At 73.7% G+C, this 16,099-nt stretch carries 14 protein-coding genes; 4 read left to right on the forward strand and 10 right to left on the reverse strand.

Features of this window, described 5'->3' with window-relative positions:
* Positions 1-18 precede the first annotated feature (18 nt).
* The 5 genes from ACVW07_RS06030 to ACVW07_RS06050 form a co-directional block, all read right to left on the reverse strand.
* A complete protein-coding gene (locus ACVW07_RS06030) occupies positions 19-1,536 on the reverse strand; it encodes a PTS fructose transporter subunit IIC (protein ID WP_456818368.1) in 1,518 nt (505 codons plus the stop codon).
* Positions 1,533-1,988: a PTS sugar transporter subunit IIA gene (locus tag ACVW07_RS06035; RefSeq protein ID WP_456818369.1), complete on the reverse strand. Its 456-nt coding sequence runs from the start codon at positions 1,986-1,988 to the stop codon at positions 1,533-1,535. Before ACVW07_RS06035 ends, ACVW07_RS06030 begins: the two co-directional genes overlap by 4 nt.
* Before the next feature lie 3 nt (positions 1,989-1,991).
* Positions 1,992-2,939 carry a 1-phosphofructokinase family hexose kinase gene (locus ACVW07_RS06040; RefSeq protein ID WP_456818370.1) on the reverse strand — a complete coding sequence of 316 codons (948 nt, stop codon included), beginning with the start codon at positions 2,937-2,939 and terminating at the stop codon, positions 1,992-1,994.
* On the reverse strand, positions 2,936-3,697 hold the full coding sequence (locus ACVW07_RS06045) for a DeoR/GlpR family DNA-binding transcription regulator (protein WP_456818371.1): 762 nt from the start codon (positions 3,695-3,697) through the stop codon (positions 2,936-2,938). Before ACVW07_RS06045 ends, ACVW07_RS06040 begins: the two co-directional genes overlap by 4 nt.
* A gap of 261 nt (positions 3,698-3,958) precedes the next feature.
* Positions 3,959-5,083, reverse strand: coding sequence for a GuaB3 family IMP dehydrogenase-related protein (locus ACVW07_RS06050; protein ID WP_456818372.1), 1,125 nt, complete (start codon positions 5,081-5,083; stop codon positions 3,959-3,961).
* Positions 5,084-5,473: 390 nt separating this feature from the next.
* Between ACVW07_RS06050 and ACVW07_RS06055 the strand changes: the two genes are divergently transcribed.
* Entirely contained in the window at positions 5,474-6,193 is a 720-nt protein-coding gene (locus ACVW07_RS06055) for an exonuclease domain-containing protein (protein WP_456818373.1), read from the forward strand.
* A 64-nt stretch (positions 6,194-6,257) separates the two neighbouring features.
* Here the strand turns inward: ACVW07_RS06055 and guaB are convergent, their stop codons facing one another.
* The 3 genes from guaB to ACVW07_RS06070 all read right to left on the reverse strand — a co-directional run bounded on the left by guaB (position 6,258) and on the right by ACVW07_RS06070 (position 9,829).
* Positions 6,258-7,778 (reverse strand): IMP dehydrogenase, encoded by a 1,521-nt coding sequence (gene guaB, locus ACVW07_RS06060; protein ID WP_456818374.1) that lies wholly within the window; start codon positions 7,776-7,778, stop codon positions 6,258-6,260.
* Positions 7,779-7,836: 58 nt separating this feature from the next.
* The gene (locus tag ACVW07_RS06065; RefSeq protein WP_456818375.1) at positions 7,837-8,577 is read right to left on the reverse strand and encodes a response regulator transcription factor; all 741 of its coding nucleotides are present in this window, start codon (positions 8,575-8,577) and stop codon (positions 7,837-7,839) included.
* 271 nt (positions 8,578-8,848) lie between these two features.
* Positions 8,849-9,829, reverse strand: coding sequence for a MerR family transcriptional regulator (locus tag ACVW07_RS06070; RefSeq protein WP_456818376.1), 981 nt, complete (start codon positions 9,827-9,829; stop codon positions 8,849-8,851).
* A gap of 262 nt (positions 9,830-10,091) precedes the next feature.
* Between ACVW07_RS06070 and ACVW07_RS06075 the strand changes: the two genes are divergently transcribed.
* The gene (locus ACVW07_RS06075) at positions 10,092-10,388 is read left to right on the forward strand and encodes a WhiB family transcriptional regulator (RefSeq protein WP_456821035.1); all 297 of its coding nucleotides are present in this window, start codon (positions 10,092-10,094) and stop codon (positions 10,386-10,388) included.
* A gap of 122 nt (positions 10,389-10,510) precedes the next feature.
* On the opposite strand, the gene groES is transcribed toward ACVW07_RS06075, so the two are convergent.
* Positions 10,511-10,807: a co-chaperone GroES gene (gene groES / locus ACVW07_RS06080; RefSeq protein ID WP_456818377.1), complete on the reverse strand. Its 297-nt coding sequence runs from the start codon at positions 10,805-10,807 to the stop codon at positions 10,511-10,513.
* A 214-nt stretch (positions 10,808-11,021) separates the two neighbouring features.
* Here groES and ACVW07_RS06085 point away from each other — a divergent pair, with 214 nt between their 5' ends.
* Both ACVW07_RS06085 and ACVW07_RS06090 read left to right on the forward strand, forming a co-directional pair.
* Positions 11,022-12,200 (forward strand): THUMP-like domain-containing protein, encoded by a 1,179-nt coding sequence (locus ACVW07_RS06085; protein ID WP_456818378.1) that lies wholly within the window; start codon positions 11,022-11,024, stop codon positions 12,198-12,200.
* Positions 12,200-13,348: a glutamate--cysteine ligase gene (locus ACVW07_RS06090; RefSeq protein ID WP_456818379.1), complete on the forward strand. Its 1,149-nt coding sequence runs from the start codon at positions 12,200-12,202 to the stop codon at positions 13,346-13,348. The genes ACVW07_RS06085 and ACVW07_RS06090 overlap by 1 nt, the downstream gene beginning before the upstream one ends.
* 83 nt (positions 13,349-13,431) lie before the next feature.
* On the opposite strand, the gene ACVW07_RS06095 is transcribed toward ACVW07_RS06090, so the two are convergent.
* Complete coding sequence (locus ACVW07_RS06095; protein ID WP_456818380.1) at positions 13,432-16,053, reverse strand: PKD domain-containing protein; 2,622 nt, start codon at positions 16,051-16,053, stop codon at positions 13,432-13,434.
* Between the last annotated feature and the right edge of the window lie 46 nt (positions 16,054-16,099).

Here is a 16,099-nt window from a genome sequence, read left to right on the forward strand (position 1 = left end):
CGGTGGGGAGGGACGGGCTCAGACGGTCTGGGCGACGAGCGTCTGCTGCTCGTCGGCGGCCCGCTCGGCCTGCACGACCGGGTTGGGCTTGGCGCTCTTGAGCGCGACGACGATCCCTGCGGTGACGATCACGCCCACCGCGACGGCCATCAGGAAGCCGAACGGGTTCGAGATGAGCGGCAGCACCCACACGCCCCCGTGCGGTGCCCGCTGCCCGGACCCGACGGCCATGACGATCCCCCCGGTGACGGAGGAGCCGACGAGCGACGACACGATGACGCGCCACGGGTCGGCCGCCGCGAACGGGATGGCACCCTCGGAGATGAACGACAGCCCCAGGAGCCAGGCGGCCTTGCCGTTCTCCTGCTCGGCGTGCGTGAACAGGCGCTTGCGCGCGGTCGAGGCCAGGGCCATCGCGAGCGGGGCGACCATGCCCGCCGCCATGACGGTGGCCATGATCCGGTACTGCACGGCGTCGGTGCCGAGTCCCTCGGTCGCCAGGCCGGTCACCGCGAACGTGTACGCGACCTTGTTGATGGGGCCGCCCAGGTCGAAGCCCATCATCGCGCCCAGCAGGGCACCCAGGAGGATCAGGTTCGAGCCGGACAGGCCGTTGAGCCAGCTGCTCAGTCCGTCCATCAGGCTCGCGATCGGCTGCCCGATGACCAGGAACATCACGAGGCCGACGACGAACGACGAGAGCAGCGGGATGACCACCACGGGCATCACGCCGCGCACCCCCTTCGGCACCTTCCAGCGGCTGATCCACAGCGCGGTGAACCCGGCCAGGAAGCCCGTGACCAGGCCACCGAGGAACCCGGCGCCGACGGCCACGGACACGGCACCGCCGACGAACCCGGGAACGAGGCCCGGCCGGTCGGCGATCCCGTAGGCGATGAACCCCGACAGCACTGGTACCAGGAACCCGAACGCGACCGCGCCGGTCTGGAAGAGCAGGGCCGCCCAGTCCATGCCGGACAGCACGTTGAAGTCGTTGAGCAGGTGGTCGACGGGCACGCTCGTCACGGCGACGACACCGTCGGCCCCGTCGGCGAGCTGCGCGACCATGAACCCGAGGGCGATGAGGATCCCGCCGGCGGCGACGAACGGGATCATGTACGAGACACCCGTCATGAGCCACTGCCGGATGCGCGTGCCGACCCCGGCGTTCCTGTCGACCTTCGTCGAGGGCCCGGCGACCGGTGCGGCGGCGGCCCCCGCCGGGACGCCGGCCTCGACCGCGGCGACGGCCGCGGCGATGACCCCGGGTGCGTCATGCACGGCCTTCTTCACGCCGACGTCGACGAAGGGCTTGCCCGCGAACCGCTGCTTCTCCTTGACCTCGAGGTCGGCGGCGTAGATGACGCCGTCGGCGTCCGCGATGAGCTGCGGGTCGAGCGGCGTGGACCCGGCGGCGCCCTGCGTCTCGACGTGCACCTCGATGCCGACGGCCTTCCCGGCCTGCTCGAGGGCCTCGGCGGCCATGTAGGTGTGGGCGATCCCCGTGGGGCACGAGGAGACGGCGACGAGCTTCATGAGGGGACCACCTCTCGGGTGATGATCTCGGCCACCGTCGCGGGTTCGGTGGCGTCCTTGAGGGACTGGCGGAACGACTCGTGGACGAGCCGGCGGGCGAGCGCCGCGAGGATCTGCAGGTGGGCGGCGTCCCCGGAGTCGGGGGCGGCGATGAGGAAGACGAGGGTCGCGGGCCCGTCGGGGGCACCGAAGTCGACGCCGGCGGGCACCTTGCCCACGGCGAGGCTCGGCGCCGTCACGTGCGCCGACCGGGCGTGCGGCAGGCCGATGCCGCCCGGCATCCCCGTGGCCATCTGGGCCTCCCGGGCCCGCACGTCGGCGTGGAACCCCTCGGCGTCGGTCACGCGGCCCGCGGCGGCGAGGAGGTCGATGAGCTGACGGGTCGCGGCGTCGCGGTCGGCTGCGACCACGTCGACGGCGACAAGGTCAGGGGTGATCAGCGGTGTGCTCACGGTTCACAGCTCCTTCAGTGCGAGATCGGGCGAGGGACTCTCGACGACCCGGACGGCGTCCAGGTCGATGTCTTCGGGTGCGGGGACGGCGGTGCCGGGCAGCAGCACGGCAGCTCGGCCGAAGGCGACGGCCTGTCGCAGCCGCTCGGGTGCGTGGCCCTCGGCGGCGAGGAAGCCGGCGAGGGTGGTGTCCCCGGCGCCGACCGTGGACACCGGCACGAGCGGCTCGCCGCCGGCCCACCACACGTGGTCGGCGACGACCAGCAGCGCGCCGTGCGCCCCGAGGCTCAGCAGCACCGCCCGGTTCCCCTGGGCGATCACCGTGCGGGCCGCCTCGACCGCGTCGCCCACGGTGACGATGTCCTGCCCCACGAGCTCGGCGAGCTCCTCGTCGTTCGGCTTGACGAGCGTCAGCCCGCCCGAGCGGACGGCGCGGGCCAGCGGCATGCCGGACGTGTCGAGCGCGAACGGCACGGCGTACCGGGCGGCCAGCCCGGCGACCCGCACGAAGAACGTCTCCTGGGCGCCCAGCGGGAGGCTGCCTGCACCGACGAGCGCCCTCGGGCGGTTGACGAGCTGCGCCTCGACGGCCGCCAGGAGCGCGTCGACCTCCTGCTCGGTGAGCTCGGGCCCGGGCGCGTTCACCTTGGTCGTGGCACCGCCGCTCTCCACGAGCGTGAGGTTGGTCCGCACGTCGCCGCTCACCGGCACCGGCACCACCGGCACGGCCTTCTCACCGAGCAGGTCGACGAGCCGGGCACCGTCCGCGCCACCGCTGGGCAGCACGGCGAGCGACGGGACGCCGTGCCGGATCAGCACGCGGGAGACGTTGATGCCCTTGCCGCCGGGGTGCACATGAGCACCGGTCGCACGGTTCACCTCCCCGCGCACGAGCCGGTCCAGCTCGAGGGCGCGGTCGAGGCTCGGATTGGGGGTGAGGGTGACGATCATGCGCGCACCACTCGCGGACCGGCCGCCTCGATCTCCTCCACGAGCTCGGGCGCGACGCCCGTGTCGGTGACGATCGTGTCCACGGCACCGAGCGGCGCGACGTGCGCGAAGTCCACCCGGCCGAGCTTGGTGTGGTCGGCCAGCACCACTGTCCGGCGCGCGTTCGCGACGAGCGCCCGCTTGACGGCCGCCTCGGCGAGGTCCGGAGTGGTGAGGCCGTGCTCGACGCTCAACCCGTTGGTGCCGAGGAACGCGACGTCGGCGTGGATGTCGGCGAGGGCGGCGAGCGCCCACGCGCCGACGGCAGCGAGGGTCCGGCCGCGGACGGTGCCGCCCACGAGGTGCAGCGTGATGTTGGACCGCGACGCGAGCACCGTGGCCACCGGCAGGGCGTGGGTCACGACGGTGAGCTCGCGGTCGGTCGGCAACATCTCGGCGAGGCGGACGGTCGTGGTGCCGGCGTCGAAGATCACCGCTCCGTTGTCCGGGACCTCGTCCAGCGCCGCCTTGGCGATGCGCTCCTTCTCGCCGGCGAGGACCCCCTCGCGGTCGGCGATCCCGGGTTCGAAGCCGAGCCGCTCCACCGGGATGGCGCCGCCGTGCACGCGGCGGACGAGCCCGTGCCGCTCGAGGGCGGTGAGGTCCCGGCGGATCGTCTCCGGGGTCACGTCGAGCTCCTCGGCGAGCGCCGTGACGTCGACCCGGCCGTCCACGCGCGCTCTGGCGAGGATCTGCTGGTGTCGCTCCGGTGCGTACACGTCGACTCCGATGGCCGTGGGCAGCGCCGTCCGCGTGCCTCCGTGCGACCAGAGTCGTCCGGTTCGCTCGACAAGTCAAGCGAATCGGGCACATTCAGACTCAACCAAATGTCTGTTCAGACATATCCGCTGGTGAGCGCCCGACGCCGCTGCTCCGTGGCGGACATCACCGCGCGCACGACGACGCCCGGGCGGGTCCGTCACGGACCACTACCCGGGCGTCGTCGTCGTGCGTGTCTCCCGGCGCGGCCGGGAGACCGGTCAGTACGGCTGGTACGGGGAGACCACGACCTCGACCCGCTGGAACTCCTTGAGGTCGGAGTACCCGGTGGTCGCCATCGCCCGCCGCAGCGCACCGATGAGGTTGAGGGTGCCGTCGGCCGTGTGACCGGGGCCGAACAGGATCTGCTCGAGCGTGCCCGCCGTGCCCACCTCCACCCGCTCGCCGCGCGGCAGGTGCTGGTGGTGCGCCTCGGGCCCCCAGTGGAACCCCCGGCCGGGCGCCTCGGTCGCCCGCGCGAGCGCCGCACCCAGCATCACGGCGTCCGCACCGCACGCGATCGCCTTGACGAGGTCGCCCGAGCGCCCCACGCCGCCGTCGGCGATGACGTGCACGTAGCGGCCGCCCGACTCGTCGAGGTAGTCGCGCCGGGCCGCCGCGACGTCCGCGACGGCCGTGGCCATCGGCGCGTGGATGCCGAGCGAGACGCGCGTGGTGTGCGCCGCTCCCCCGCCGAACCCGACGAGGACCCCCGCCGCGCCGGTCCGCATCAGGTGCAGCGCGGCCGTGTACGTCGACGCGCCGCCGACGATCACCGGCACGTCGAGCTCGTAGATGAAGCGCTTGAGGTTGAGCGGCTCGGCCCGCCCGGAGACGTGCTCCGCGGACACCGTGGTGCCCCGGATCACGAACAGGTCGACCCCCGCGTCCACGACGGACCGCCACAGCTCCTGGGTCCGCTGGGGGGAGAGCGCGCCGGCCACGGTGACCCCCGCGGCGCGGATCTCCTTGAGCCGGGCGGTGATGAGCTCCGGCTGGATCGGTGCCGAGTAGATCTCCTGCATCCGGGAGGTGGCGCGCGCGGCGTCGAGCGTGGCGACCTCGGCGAGGAGCTCCGTCGGGTCCTCGTACCTCGTCCACAGGCCCTCGAGGTCCAGCACGCCGAGCCCGCCGGCCTCGCCCAGCGCGACCGCGGTCGCCGGGCTCATCACCGAGTCCATCGGGGCGGCGACCACAGGGAGGTCGAAGTGGTAGGCGTCGATCTGCCAACCGACCGAGACCTCCTCCGGGTCACGCGTGCGCCGCGAGGGGACCACGGCCACGTCGTCGAAGGAGTACGCCCTGCGGCCCCGCTTGCCGCGCCCGATCTCGATCTCGTTGCTCACGGCCCCCAGGCTACCGGCGCCCACCCCGCCCCCACGCCCACCCCTCCCACCCTCGTCCCTGCGCCCGCGCGCCTTCCTGCCCGTACGCCTTCCTGCCCGTGCGCCCCGCCCGCGCGCCTTCCTGCCCGTGCGCCCCGCCCGCGCGCCTTCCTGCCCGTGCGCCCCGCCCGTGCACCTTCCTGCCCGTGCGCCCAGCCGGTGCCCCCCGCGACTGTGCCCGGCCGCGCCTCCGCTGCCCTGAGGACGCGGGCCGGACGCGAGGGGCGGACGGGGTGGCCCGAGCGGGCACGTGTGCGGCACGCCGTCGGAGGTGTCGGGGCGTGTGGGCGGTCGGTGGCAGCCTGGGCGCACGGGCGGACCGCCGCAGGGGGACGAGAGGGACGAGGTGCGATGAGCTGGAGCGACGGGCCCCTGCTGGGGTTCGACACAGAGACCACCGGTGTCGACGTCGACCACGACCGGATCGTCACCGCCGCACTGGTCCGCCGCGACAGGACAGGCACGCACGTGCGCACGTGGCTGGTCGACCCGGGCATCGACATCCCGGAGCCGGCAGCGGCCATCCACGGGGTGACGACCCAGCACGCCCGGGAGCACGGCGGCCCGCCGAGGCCGGCGCTCGACGAGATCGCCGCCATCCTCGCGGACGCCTTCCGGTCGGGCGTGCCCGTCGTCGCGTACAACGCCGCATTCGACCTGTGCCTGCTCGACGCCGAGCTGCGCCGGCACGGCCTGCCGACGCTCCCCGACCGCCTGCTGGGCGCCGCCCGACCCGTCATCGACCCGCTCGTGCTCGACAGGGCGGAGGACCGCTACCGGCAGGGCAAGCGCAAGCTCGTCGACCTGTGCGGCTACTACCAGGTCGTCGAGTCGGGGTCGCTGCACAGCGCGGACGTCGACGTGGTGGCCACGCTCGACGTGCTGGAGCAGATCGTCGGCCGCTTCCCGCACCTCGCCGACCTCGACCTGGACACGCTGCACGAATACCAGGTCACCGCGCACCGCGCGTGGGCGGAGGGGTTCAACGCGTGGCGCGCGGAGAAGGGTCTCGACGGCCCCGGCGCCGAAGGGGTCTGGCCGGTCCGGGAGCCCGTCGGCACGCTCTGGTAGCGCCGGGAGCGATCGGCCGTCCCGGAGCAGGCCGCCGCGGGTGAGCGGCCCGCCGGAGCGGCGGTCAGCGGTGGGACGTGTAGTTCGGTGCCTCGACCGTCATCTGGATGTCGTGCGGGTGCGACTCCTTGAGCCCCGCCGGCGTGATCCGGATGAACTGCCCACGCTCCTGCAGCTCGGCGATCGTGTGGGCCCCGACGTAGAACATCGACTGGTGCAGGCCGCCGATCAGCTGGTGCGCCACGGCACCGAGCGGGCCACGGTAGGGCACCTGGCCCTCGATGCCCTCGGGCACGATCTTCTCGTCGGTGGCCACGTCGGCCTGGAAGTACCGGTCCTTGGAGTACGACACCCGCCCGCGGGAGGCCATCGCGCCGAGCGAACCCATGCCCCGGTAGTGCTTGTACTGCTTGCCGTTGACGAACACCAGGTCGCCGGGCGACTCGTCGCACCCGGCGAGCAGGGAGCCGAGCATCACGGTGTCCGCACCGGCCACGAGCGCCTTCGCGATGTCACCGGAGTACTGCAGACCACCGTCGCCGATGACCGGCACGCCGGCCGGCCGGCAGGCCTGCGCGGCGTCGTGGATGGCCGTGACCTGCGGGACGCCCACGCCGGCGACCACCCGCGTGGTGCAGATGGAGCCCGGGCCGACCCCGACCTTGACGGCGTCAGCGCCCGCGTCGACGAGCGCCTGCGCGCCCGGACGGGTCGCGACGTTGCCGCCGATGACCTGCACGTGCCGGGTCCCGGGGTCGGACTTGAGGCGCCGCACCATGTCGAGCATGAGTCGGGCGTGGCCGTTGGCGGTGTCGACCACGAGCACGTCCACACCTGCCTCGACGAGGGCGGTGGCACGCTCCCAGGCGTCGCCGAAGAAGCCGATCGCCGCGCCGACCACGAGCCGGCCCTCGCCGTCCTTGGTAGCGTCCGGGTACTGCTCGGACTTCACGAAGTCCTTGACCGTGATGAGGCCGCGCAGGATCCCGGCGTCGTCGACGAGCGGCAGCTTCTCGATCTTGTGCTTGGCGAGCAGGGCGGCGGCGTCGTCGCGCGCGATGCCGACGGGGGCGGTGACCAGCGGCATCGCGGTCATGACCTCGCGGACGCGGCGCGTCTCGAACTCGTTCGACGGGACGAACCGCAGGTCGCGGTTGGTGATGATGCCGAGCAGCAGGCCGCCCTCGCCGACCACCGGCAGGCCGGAGACCCGGTACGTGCCGCACAGCCGGTCGAGCTCGGCGAGCGTCGCCTCGGGCGACGTGGTGACCGGGTCGGTGATCATCCCGGACTCCGAGCGCTTGACCAGGTCCACCTGGTGCGCCTGGTCCACGATCGACAGGTTGCGGTGCAGGATGCCGACGCCGCCCTGACGGGCCATCGCGATCGCCATCCGCGACTCGGTCACGGTGTCCATCGCCGCCGAGAGCAGCGGTACCCGCACCGAGATCTCACGCGTGAGCCGGGAGGTCGTGTCGACCTCGCTCGGGATGACGTCGGTCTCCCCGGGGAGCAGGAGCACGTCGTCGTAGGTGAGGCCGATCCGCGTGAAGGGGTCCGCGGGCGTGTGTCCCAGCTCGGTCATCGGCCCAGGATACGTCGACGCCCGGGCGCTCAGGCCGACGGTTCCGGAGGTCGGACGGTCAACGGATGAGACCGCGGCGCAGCCCGATCGCGACGGCCTGCGCCCGGTCCTTCGCACCGAGCTTGCGGAACAGCCGCCGCGCGTGCGTCTTGACCGTGTCCTCGGAGAGGAACAGCTCGGCGCCGATCTGGGCGTTGGAGCGGCCGTTGCTCATGCCGATGAGCACCTCGATCTCCCGCTTGGTGAGCGCGGCGCCGGTGGCGAGGCCGGTCGGCACGGGCACCGTGGGGTCGTGCGGGCTGCGGTTCTCGTCGAGGGCCACCGGTGCGAGGGCGCGCGCGCCGTTCGCGTGCAGGGCACCGTTGCTGTCGTGCGCGACCGCGGGGCTGGGCACGTCGACACCGAGGGCACGGCCGTTCGACGCCGCCATGACGGGGCTGGCCAGGATGTGCGCGGCGACGGCGGACAGCTCCGGCCGGCCGACGTCCGGGGCGAGGAAGCCACGGGCACCGAGCGCGAGGGCGCGGTCGAGGGCCACGCCGTCGTCGGGCGAGGCGAGCAGCACGACCGCGGCACCGGGCGCGACGGCACGCAGCCGGCGGATCGCCTCGGTCGAGCCGGGGGCGGGCAGGTGGGCGTCGAGCAGCACGATCGTCGGCGGGATCCGCCGGGCGAGCGTGATCAGCTCGTCCACGCCGGCGGCGGCGCGGACAGGGGTCAGCGCGGGCACACCGATCGACGTGACGACCAGACGCTCGCGCACCACTGCCGAGCCGTGACAGACCACGACTCCTGCCATGGGTGCTCCCCTCGTCGTCGGAAGGCGGCAGCCGCCAGGTTCGGACGACGGTGCCGCGATGAGTGCCCGCAAGGCGGCCACGTGGTTCCTATCGGCCGAGGTGCACCGGGACGTTAGGTGCAGCCCGAATTGTGACGCCGCCGCCGCGGTGGTTCGTCCGGCGTTGCGCGGCCTGTCGTGGATTGTCGAGGGCCGGACAGGCGACGAGGGTAGCGGCCCGCCGGGCACGAGGAGGCCGCCACCGCGGGCCGCCGGGGCCGGTGGCGTGCGGTCAGCGGACCGTGACGTGCCGCACGACCGCCAGGACCTCGTGCAGCAGCCCGGTGAAGGACCGGGTGACGTGCACCGACCGCTCGAAAGGCACGGCCTCCGAGGCCGCGGGCGGCAGCATGACGAACTGGGGCACGTCCGGCCGGTCGTGCGCGAGCCGCGTCACGACGCCCAGGTCCGGGTCGAGCCGCCGGCCCACCGTCACCACCGCAGCGGCGCGCGTCATCGTCACCAGCTCGACGGCGTGGTGCGGCCCGACCGGTCCGCCGACGATCCGGGCGTCGACACCCTCGTCGGCCAGCGCTGCCGCGAGCGCGTGCACGCCGAGGGGCCGCGGCTCGCCCGGCGGCACGAGGACGAGCACCACGGAGGCACCGCCCGCCGGTGGCCGGCCCGCATGCAGGCGGAGCGCGCCGAGGGCAGCGGCACGCAGGGTCAGCTCGGCGTCGACACCCGGGGTGTCCACGACCGTGCGCCGGGCGAGGTCGGTGAGCGCGGGCTCGACCAGCACCGTCCACCAGCCCGCGACCCCGTCCCGCCCGGTCTGGTCGACGTGGTCGATCCGGAGCAGCCGCCCGCACCGGTCGCCGTCGCCTGCCAGCGCTGCGTCCACGAGGTCGGTCGGTGTGGCCGCGATGACGGCCCGGCCGGGTGCGGCGCTCTGCCGGGGCACGTCTCCCGTCGAGCCGGCCGCCCGGACGTCGGTGGCGAGGGCGACGCGCGCAGCCTCGCCGGGCGCCACGCCCTCGAGGGTGAGACGCCGCATGACGAGCAGCCGCTCGACGTCGACGGCGCTGTAGCGCCGGTGGGCACCCGCCGAGTGCTCGGACGGTCCCAGCCCGTACCGACGGTCCCAGGTGCGCAGGGTCGCGGGGGCGACGCCCAGACGACGCGCGACCGCGGCGACGGCGAGGGCGGGCGCGGGAGCGGCCGGCTCCTCCGTCGCCGTCGAGGCCGACTCCTCGTCACGCTCGGGGACCATGACGCGATTCTGCCAGGCATCGCCCGGGCCACCCGTCGATCGGCCGCGGCGTACGAGGGAACCGATCCGTCCGAGACCTGCGGCGACGGCGAAAATCGCGTCATCACTCGAATGGGCGACACACCCTTGAACAACTTCTGGCGCGGTTGTAGGTTGGCGGCACATCGCTTCACCCGGTGGCTCCGGCTTCGGGCTGCACGGCACCACGTACGACATGAGCGACACCCACTGTGGGGTGCTCGCGATGACCGAGGAGGAACGCATGGCCGAGATCTCGCGGTTGCCCGGTCCGGTGATGGACCTCTGGGAGTGGCAGTTCGACGGCGCGTGCCGTGACGCCGACCAGGACCTGTTCTTCCACCCCGAGGGCGAACGAGGCTCTGCTCGCCGGCGCCGGGCCGAGGCGGCCAAGGCGATCTGCGCGACGTGCCCGGTCCTCAAGGAGTGCCGTGAGCAGTCGCTCGCGGTGCGTGAGCCGTACGGCGTCTGGGGCGGCCTGTCGGAGGACGAGCGCGCGGCCATCCTCGCCCAGCGCAGCGCACGCCGCGCCGTGGTCTGAGCCGTCGGCCGCTCCCAGCGGGCAGCCACGAGACGACGAGAGCCCCCTCCCGACCGGGAGGGGGCTCTCGTGCGTGGGCGCCGGCCGCGACGTCAGACGTCAGCGGCTCGGCGCCCGGTCGATCACTTGACGACGACCGCGAGGATGTCGCGGGCCGACAGGATCAGGTACTCCTCGCCGGAGTACTTCACCTCGGTGCCGCCGTACTTGGAGTAGATGACCTTGTCGCCGACCGCGACGTCGAGCGGCACTCGGTTGCCGTTGTCGTCGACACGGCCGGGGCCGACAGCCAGGACCTCGCCCTCCTGGGGCTTCTCCTTGGCACTGTCGGGGATGACCAGACCCGAGGCCGTGGTCGTCTCGGCGTCGATCGACTTGACGACGATCCGGTCCTCGAGGGGCTTGATGGAGACCGACACAGCGGACCTCCCCTTCGCATGTGAGTCGTTCACTGATGTCCGTATGGCGTGCCGTCCACGTCGTCGCGGGTGCCGTGGGCGGTTCGCCGTTGGCATTCTCACCGGGAGAGTGCCAGTTGCCCACTCTAGGAATGCGTTAGCACTCGGTCAAGGCGAGTGCCAGCGCCCGGGTGACGGACATCGTCGGCGGCCCTCCAGGTGCGAGGATCACCGCATGGACGCCGCCGGTCTCGCCTCGCTGCTCAGCCCGGACGGGTGGGCCCTGCTCTCGGCCCTGCCGCCGTACGACGAGGCCCGCGCGATGACGCTGTCCAGCCGCCTGCGGGAGGAAGGGCTCGACCCCGCCCTGGTGGCCGCCGCGCTGACGCAGTCCCGCCTGCGGGCGAAGGCCCGGACCAAGCTCGGGGAGTTCGCCGACGGCATGCTCTTCACGCCGGCCGGGCTCGAGCAGGCGACGCGGCTGACGGTGGCCGCCCACCACGCCCGCCGCTACCGCGACGCCGGCTGCTCGCACGTGGCGGACCTCACGTGCGGGATCGGCGCCGACGCGATGGCCTTCGCGGCGGTCGGGCTCCGCGTGCTCGCCACGGACGTCGACGAGGCGACCGCAGCCGTCGCGACCGTGAACCTGCGCCACTTCCCCGAGGCCGTGGTCCGGCACGGCGACGGTCTGGCGCTCGACCTCGCCGGCGAGGGGGTCGACGCCGTGTACGCCGACCCCGCACGGCGCACCTCGTCGGGGAGCCGTCTGTTCGACCCGGCCGCGTACGCCCCGCCGCTCGACGCGGTGCTGGCTCTCCGGTCGACCGTGCCCGAGCTCGGGCTCAAGCTCGGGCCGGGGGTGCCGCACTCGGCGCTGCCCGACGACGCCCGCGCGCAGTGGGTGTCGGTCGACGGGGACGTCGTCGAGCTCGGCCTGTGGTTCGGGTCGCTCGCGCCCGAGGGTCCGGGCCGCTCGGCGCTCGTGCTCGTCGGGGACCAGTCGCACCCGGTGCACGGCACCCGCGCGCAGGCCGCCGTCGGGCCGGTCTCCGCGTACCTGTACGAGCCCGACGGCGCGGTGATCCGGGCCGGGCTCGTCGCCGAGGCGGCCGAGCGGGTGCGCGGGACCCTCGTCGACCCCACCATCGCCTATGTGACGTCCGACGAGCTGGTCCGCGACCCGGTGCTCCGCGGGTACCGCGTGCTCGACGTCATGCCCTTCGGGCTCAAGCGGCTGCGCACCTACCTCCGGGAGCGCGGCGTCGGCCGGCTCACCATCAAGAAGCGCGGGACCGCGGTGGTCCCCGAACAGCTCCGCAAGCAGCTCGACCTGCGCGGCGATGCCGAGGCGACGGTGGTCCTGACCCGGGTGGCGGGTCACCAGGAGATCCTCGTGGTGGAGCCCGTCTGATGGCCGCGCCCGTCACGTTGCCCTTCGCCCGGTCCGAGCGGTCCACCGTGGGGATCGAGTGGGAGGTCGCCCTCGTCGACGCGGACTCCGGCGACCTGCGACAGGCCGCCGAGGCCGTGCTCACCGCGGTCCGGCCCGAGGACGGCTCGGACAACCCGCACATCAAGCAGGAGCTGCTGCTCAACACGGTCGAGATCTCGTCCGGCAAGTGCCGCACCGTCGCCGACGCCGGGGCGGACCTGCAGCGCTCGCTCGACGAGGTCACCGCCGCCGCCGCGCCGCTGCGGATCGACCTCATGGGAGGCGGCACGCACCCGTTCGCGAACTGGGCGCAGCAGAAGGTGACCGACAAGGAGCGGTACGCGACGCTCATCGACCGCACCCAGTGGTGGGGCCGCCAGATGCTCATCTACGGCGTGCACGTGCACGTCGGCATCGAGGACCGGTCCAAGGTCCTGGCCCTGAGCCGGGCGATGCTCACGGTGTTCGCGCACATCCAGTCGCTGTCGGCGTCGTCGCCGTTCTGGGCCGGGAAGGACACCGGGTACGCGTCGAACCGGGCGCTGCTCTTCCAGCAGCTCCCCACCGCCGGCCTACCGTTCGGCTTCGAGCGCTGGGACGAGCTGGAGCAGTACGTGGGCGACATGCTCCACACGGGCGTCATCGACCAGTTCGACGAGGTCCGGTGGGACATCCGCCCGTCGCCCCGGTTCGGGACGCTCGAGATGAGGATCGCCGACGGCGCCGCGAACCTGCTCGAGGTCACCGCGATCTCGGCACTGACGCACTGTTTCGTCGAGCACTTCTCGTCGATGCTCGACCGCGGCGAGGTCCTGCCCGCGCTGCCGCCCTGGTTCACGCAGGAGAACAAGTGGCGTTCCGCTCGCTACGGCATGGACGCGATCATCATCACGAACGCCGCCGGGGACGAGGAGCTGGTCACCGACTCGGTGGGCAGGTGGCTCGTCGAGCTGGCGCCCGTCGCGGAGCGGCTCGGGTGCAGCGCCGAGCTCGACCAGGTCCGGGTGATCCTGCGGCGGGGTGCGTCCTACCAGCGGCAGCGCGCCGTGGCCCGGCGCAACGCCGGCGAGCTCGACGCCGTGGTCCGCTCCCTGGTCGCCGAGATGAAGGCCGGCCGGCCGCTCTGACGTCCCGACGGGCGACCCGACGGCTCACGGCGGCCCGGACGCCGGCCCGGTCCGCGACCTGAACGCCGGCCTCCGCCTCCGCCTCACGGAACGGTCGACGCCACCAGGTCGTCCCACCGGGCCGTGACCGGGCCCGTCGTGGTCGCACCGGACAGGTACGTCATGAGCCGCACGCTCCCCGCCGCCTGGAGGGCCGCGGTGGCGTCGGTCGCGGTGTACTGCCAGGCAGCGGGCTCAGCCGTGCCGTCCAGCCAGGCCCGCGCGCGCAGCGTCGTGGGTGCGGTCCCGACCGCCTGCGTCCGAACGTGCAGCACCGCGCCGGGGGTCAGCACCAGACCGGACAGCGTGCCGCCCGCGAGGGCGGTACCGCCCCGCACCAGGTGGAGCTGCACTCCCCCGCCGACCAGCACCTTGACCCGGGCGGCGTAGTCCGCCGTGCCGACCACCCGCCCGGAGAGGGCCGCGTACAGGGTGTTGTCGGGGACGGCGGACAGCGAGACGGTCGCCTGCGCGTCGGTCGCGGTCGACGACACCCCGGACAGCGTGCCGGTGAGCGTGGCCCCCGGTGACACCTGCAGGACGCCCGCCCCGCCGGCGACCGAGAACGCCGAGGTGCCGCCGCCCAGCGTCCAGGCGCCACCGGCGTCGGCCGTCCCCCAGGAACGCGTCGTGGTCCGGGTGAACATGTCGGCGGCGAGCGTGCCGCCGGCGGGCGGTGGCGCGGTGACCGTGACCGTCCGGGTCGCCGTGCCCGTCGCGCCGTCGTCGTCCGTCACGGTGAGCGTGACGGTGTACGTACCGGCGGCGGAGTAGGTGTGGGAGGCCGTGACGCCCGTCGCGGTGCCGCCGTCGCCGAACGCCCAGGAGCGGGCCGTCACGGTGCCGTCGGGGTCGGTCGACGCCGACGAGTCCACCACGACCGACAGTCCGCTGACGGTGGCGTCCGACACCGCCTGCGGAGGCTGGTTGACCGGAGGAGGCGGCGGTGGCGCCCCGACCGTCGTCGCCAGGACGTCGTCGAACGAGGCCGTGACGGCGCCGCCCGTGGTGCCGGCGCTCGCGTACGTGGAGAGCCGGATGCCGCCGGGGACCTGCAGTGCCGCCGTGGCGTCGGTGGCCGTCGCGTGCCACGCGGAGGGCTCGGGCACGCCGTCGGGCCAGGCGCGGACGCGGACGGTCGTGGGCGCCGTGCCCTGGACCTGGACACGGACGTGCAGGCGCTGGCCGGCGGTGAGCACGACGCCGGGCAGCGTGCCGCCGGCCAGCACGGTCCCCGACCGCTCGGCGTGGAGCTGGACCGCGCCGCCGGGCAGCACCTTGAGCCGCGCGCCGTACACGCCCGACCCGACGAGCCGGCCGGCGACGGTGGTGTAGAGGGCCTGGTCGGGGATGCGGTCCAGGGCGAAGGTCGTCGTGAGGTCCGTCGCGGCGGACGACACCGCGGTGAGGTTCGCCGTCACCGTGCCGCCCGGCAGCGGCGCCTGGCGCCCGACGCCGGCGGCCACCGTGAACCGCGCGGTCCCGCCGGTGAGCGCCCAGGTGCCGCCGGTCTCTGCTGCGCCCCAGGCGCCCGTGAGGGTGCGGGCGAACGTGTCCTCCGCCAGCGGTGGGGTGGGGGGCGGTGGGGTGGTGCCGCCCATGTCGTAGGGCAGCACGAAGGCGCTGTCGTCGTCGGTCTCGTACCGGCCGAGCGTCGGTGAGTAGGTGACGGCACGGATCTGGTTCGCCGCCGGGTCGAACGTGTAGTAGCGCAGCCACCCGTCGCCGCCGTGCGCCCGTCCCTGGTAGTCGCTGAGGACCGCCTGCACCGGCCGGCCGCAGGCGTTGGTGTCGGTGCGGCGCGCCTCCGACTCGTCGGCGTCGTAGAAGTGGCCGTTGACCACCAGGAAGATCGAGCAGCTCGTCGAGACCAGCTCGTCCCACAGGTCCTGGCCGCTGTTGCCGCCGTCGGCCCGGAGCACCTGCGTGCTCAGGGCGCCCGAGACGTCGACGTAGGAGTGGGTGACGAGGATGGCGCGGCGTTGCGGGTAGGCGGCCAGCACCCGCCGGGCCCACGCGAGCGCCGCGTCGGGCGGGTTGTACTCGAGGTTGAGGACGAGGAAGTCCAGACCGCTCGCACTGAACAGCGCGTAGCTGTCGAGGTTCTGCCGGTCGACCTCGTCGGGGCCGAACTGGTTCTGCCCGAGGTATCCGCCGTACGACGCTGCCGTCGAGCTCCACGAGGCGGCCGCGTACCGGCTCGGCGGGAAGAACTGCTGGTAACCCAGGGCCTGACCCGTCGTGAGGTCCATGTCGTGGTTGCCCGGCACCACGCTGTTCGGCACCCCCGCGGCGTCGAGGACCGCGAGGTGGTCGGACGCGCGCTGCCACTGGAGCGTCGACGACTCCACGCCGACGATGTCCCCCAGCCCGGCGACGAACGCCAGGTTGAGGTCCGTGCGGTGGTCGACGACCCACTGGGTCTGCGCCGCCATGACGGGGTCGTTGGCGGCACTGCTCACGTAGTTCTGGGTGTCGGGGATGACGAGGAAGGTGAACGGCGCCGGGTCGGCGGCCGCCGCGGGGGCGAGCGGCGTCCCGACCACGAGAGCGGCGAGGGCGAGCGCGGTGAGCCCTCCCCACCAGCGGCGCGACGGGGACGTGCCGGCGCGGCCGGGCCCCGGGGGCAGGGCGGAGGGCGTGGCGGTGCGGAGGTGCGGCGACATCGGTGTCTCCTCGGGAAGGCTCCCAGTGCAACGCCTCGGACAAACC

It is taken from the genome of Cellulomonas sp. URHB0016 (assembly GCF_054057935.1).

Coding starts and splice junctions, on each gene's coding strand:
- ACVW07_RS06070 (WP_456818376.1), bottom strand. CDS start 9,829: ATGGTCCCCGAGCGTGACGAGGAGTCGGCCTCGACGGCGACGGAGGAG.
- ACVW07_RS06055 (WP_456818373.1), top strand. CDS start 5,474: ATGAGCTGGAGCGACGGGCCCCTGCTGGGGTTCGACACAGAGACCACC.
- ACVW07_RS06065 (WP_456818375.1), bottom strand. CDS start 8,577: ATGGCAGGAGTCGTGGTCTGTCACGGCTCGGCAGTGGTGCGCGAGCGT.
- guaB (WP_456818374.1), bottom strand. CDS start 7,778: ATGACCGAGCTGGGACACACGCCCGCGGACCCCTTCACGCGGATCGGC.
- ACVW07_RS06095 (WP_456818380.1), bottom strand. CDS start 16,053: ATGTCGCCGCACCTCCGCACCGCCACGCCCTCCGCCCTGCCCCCGGGG.
- ACVW07_RS06030 (WP_456818368.1), bottom strand. CDS start 1,536: ATGAAGCTCGTCGCCGTCTCCTCGTGCCCCACGGGGATCGCCCACACC.
- ACVW07_RS06040 (WP_456818370.1), bottom strand. CDS start 2,939: ATGATCGTCACCCTCACCCCCAATCCGAGCCTCGACCGCGCCCTCGAG.
- ACVW07_RS06085 (WP_456818378.1), top strand. CDS start 11,022: ATGGACGCCGCCGGTCTCGCCTCGCTGCTCAGCCCGGACGGGTGGGCC.
- ACVW07_RS06075 (WP_456821035.1), top strand. CDS start 10,092: ATGGCCGAGATCTCGCGGTTGCCCGGTCCGGTGATGGACCTCTGGGAG.
- ACVW07_RS06090 (WP_456818379.1), top strand. CDS start 12,200: ATGGCCGCGCCCGTCACGTTGCCCTTCGCCCGGTCCGAGCGGTCCACC.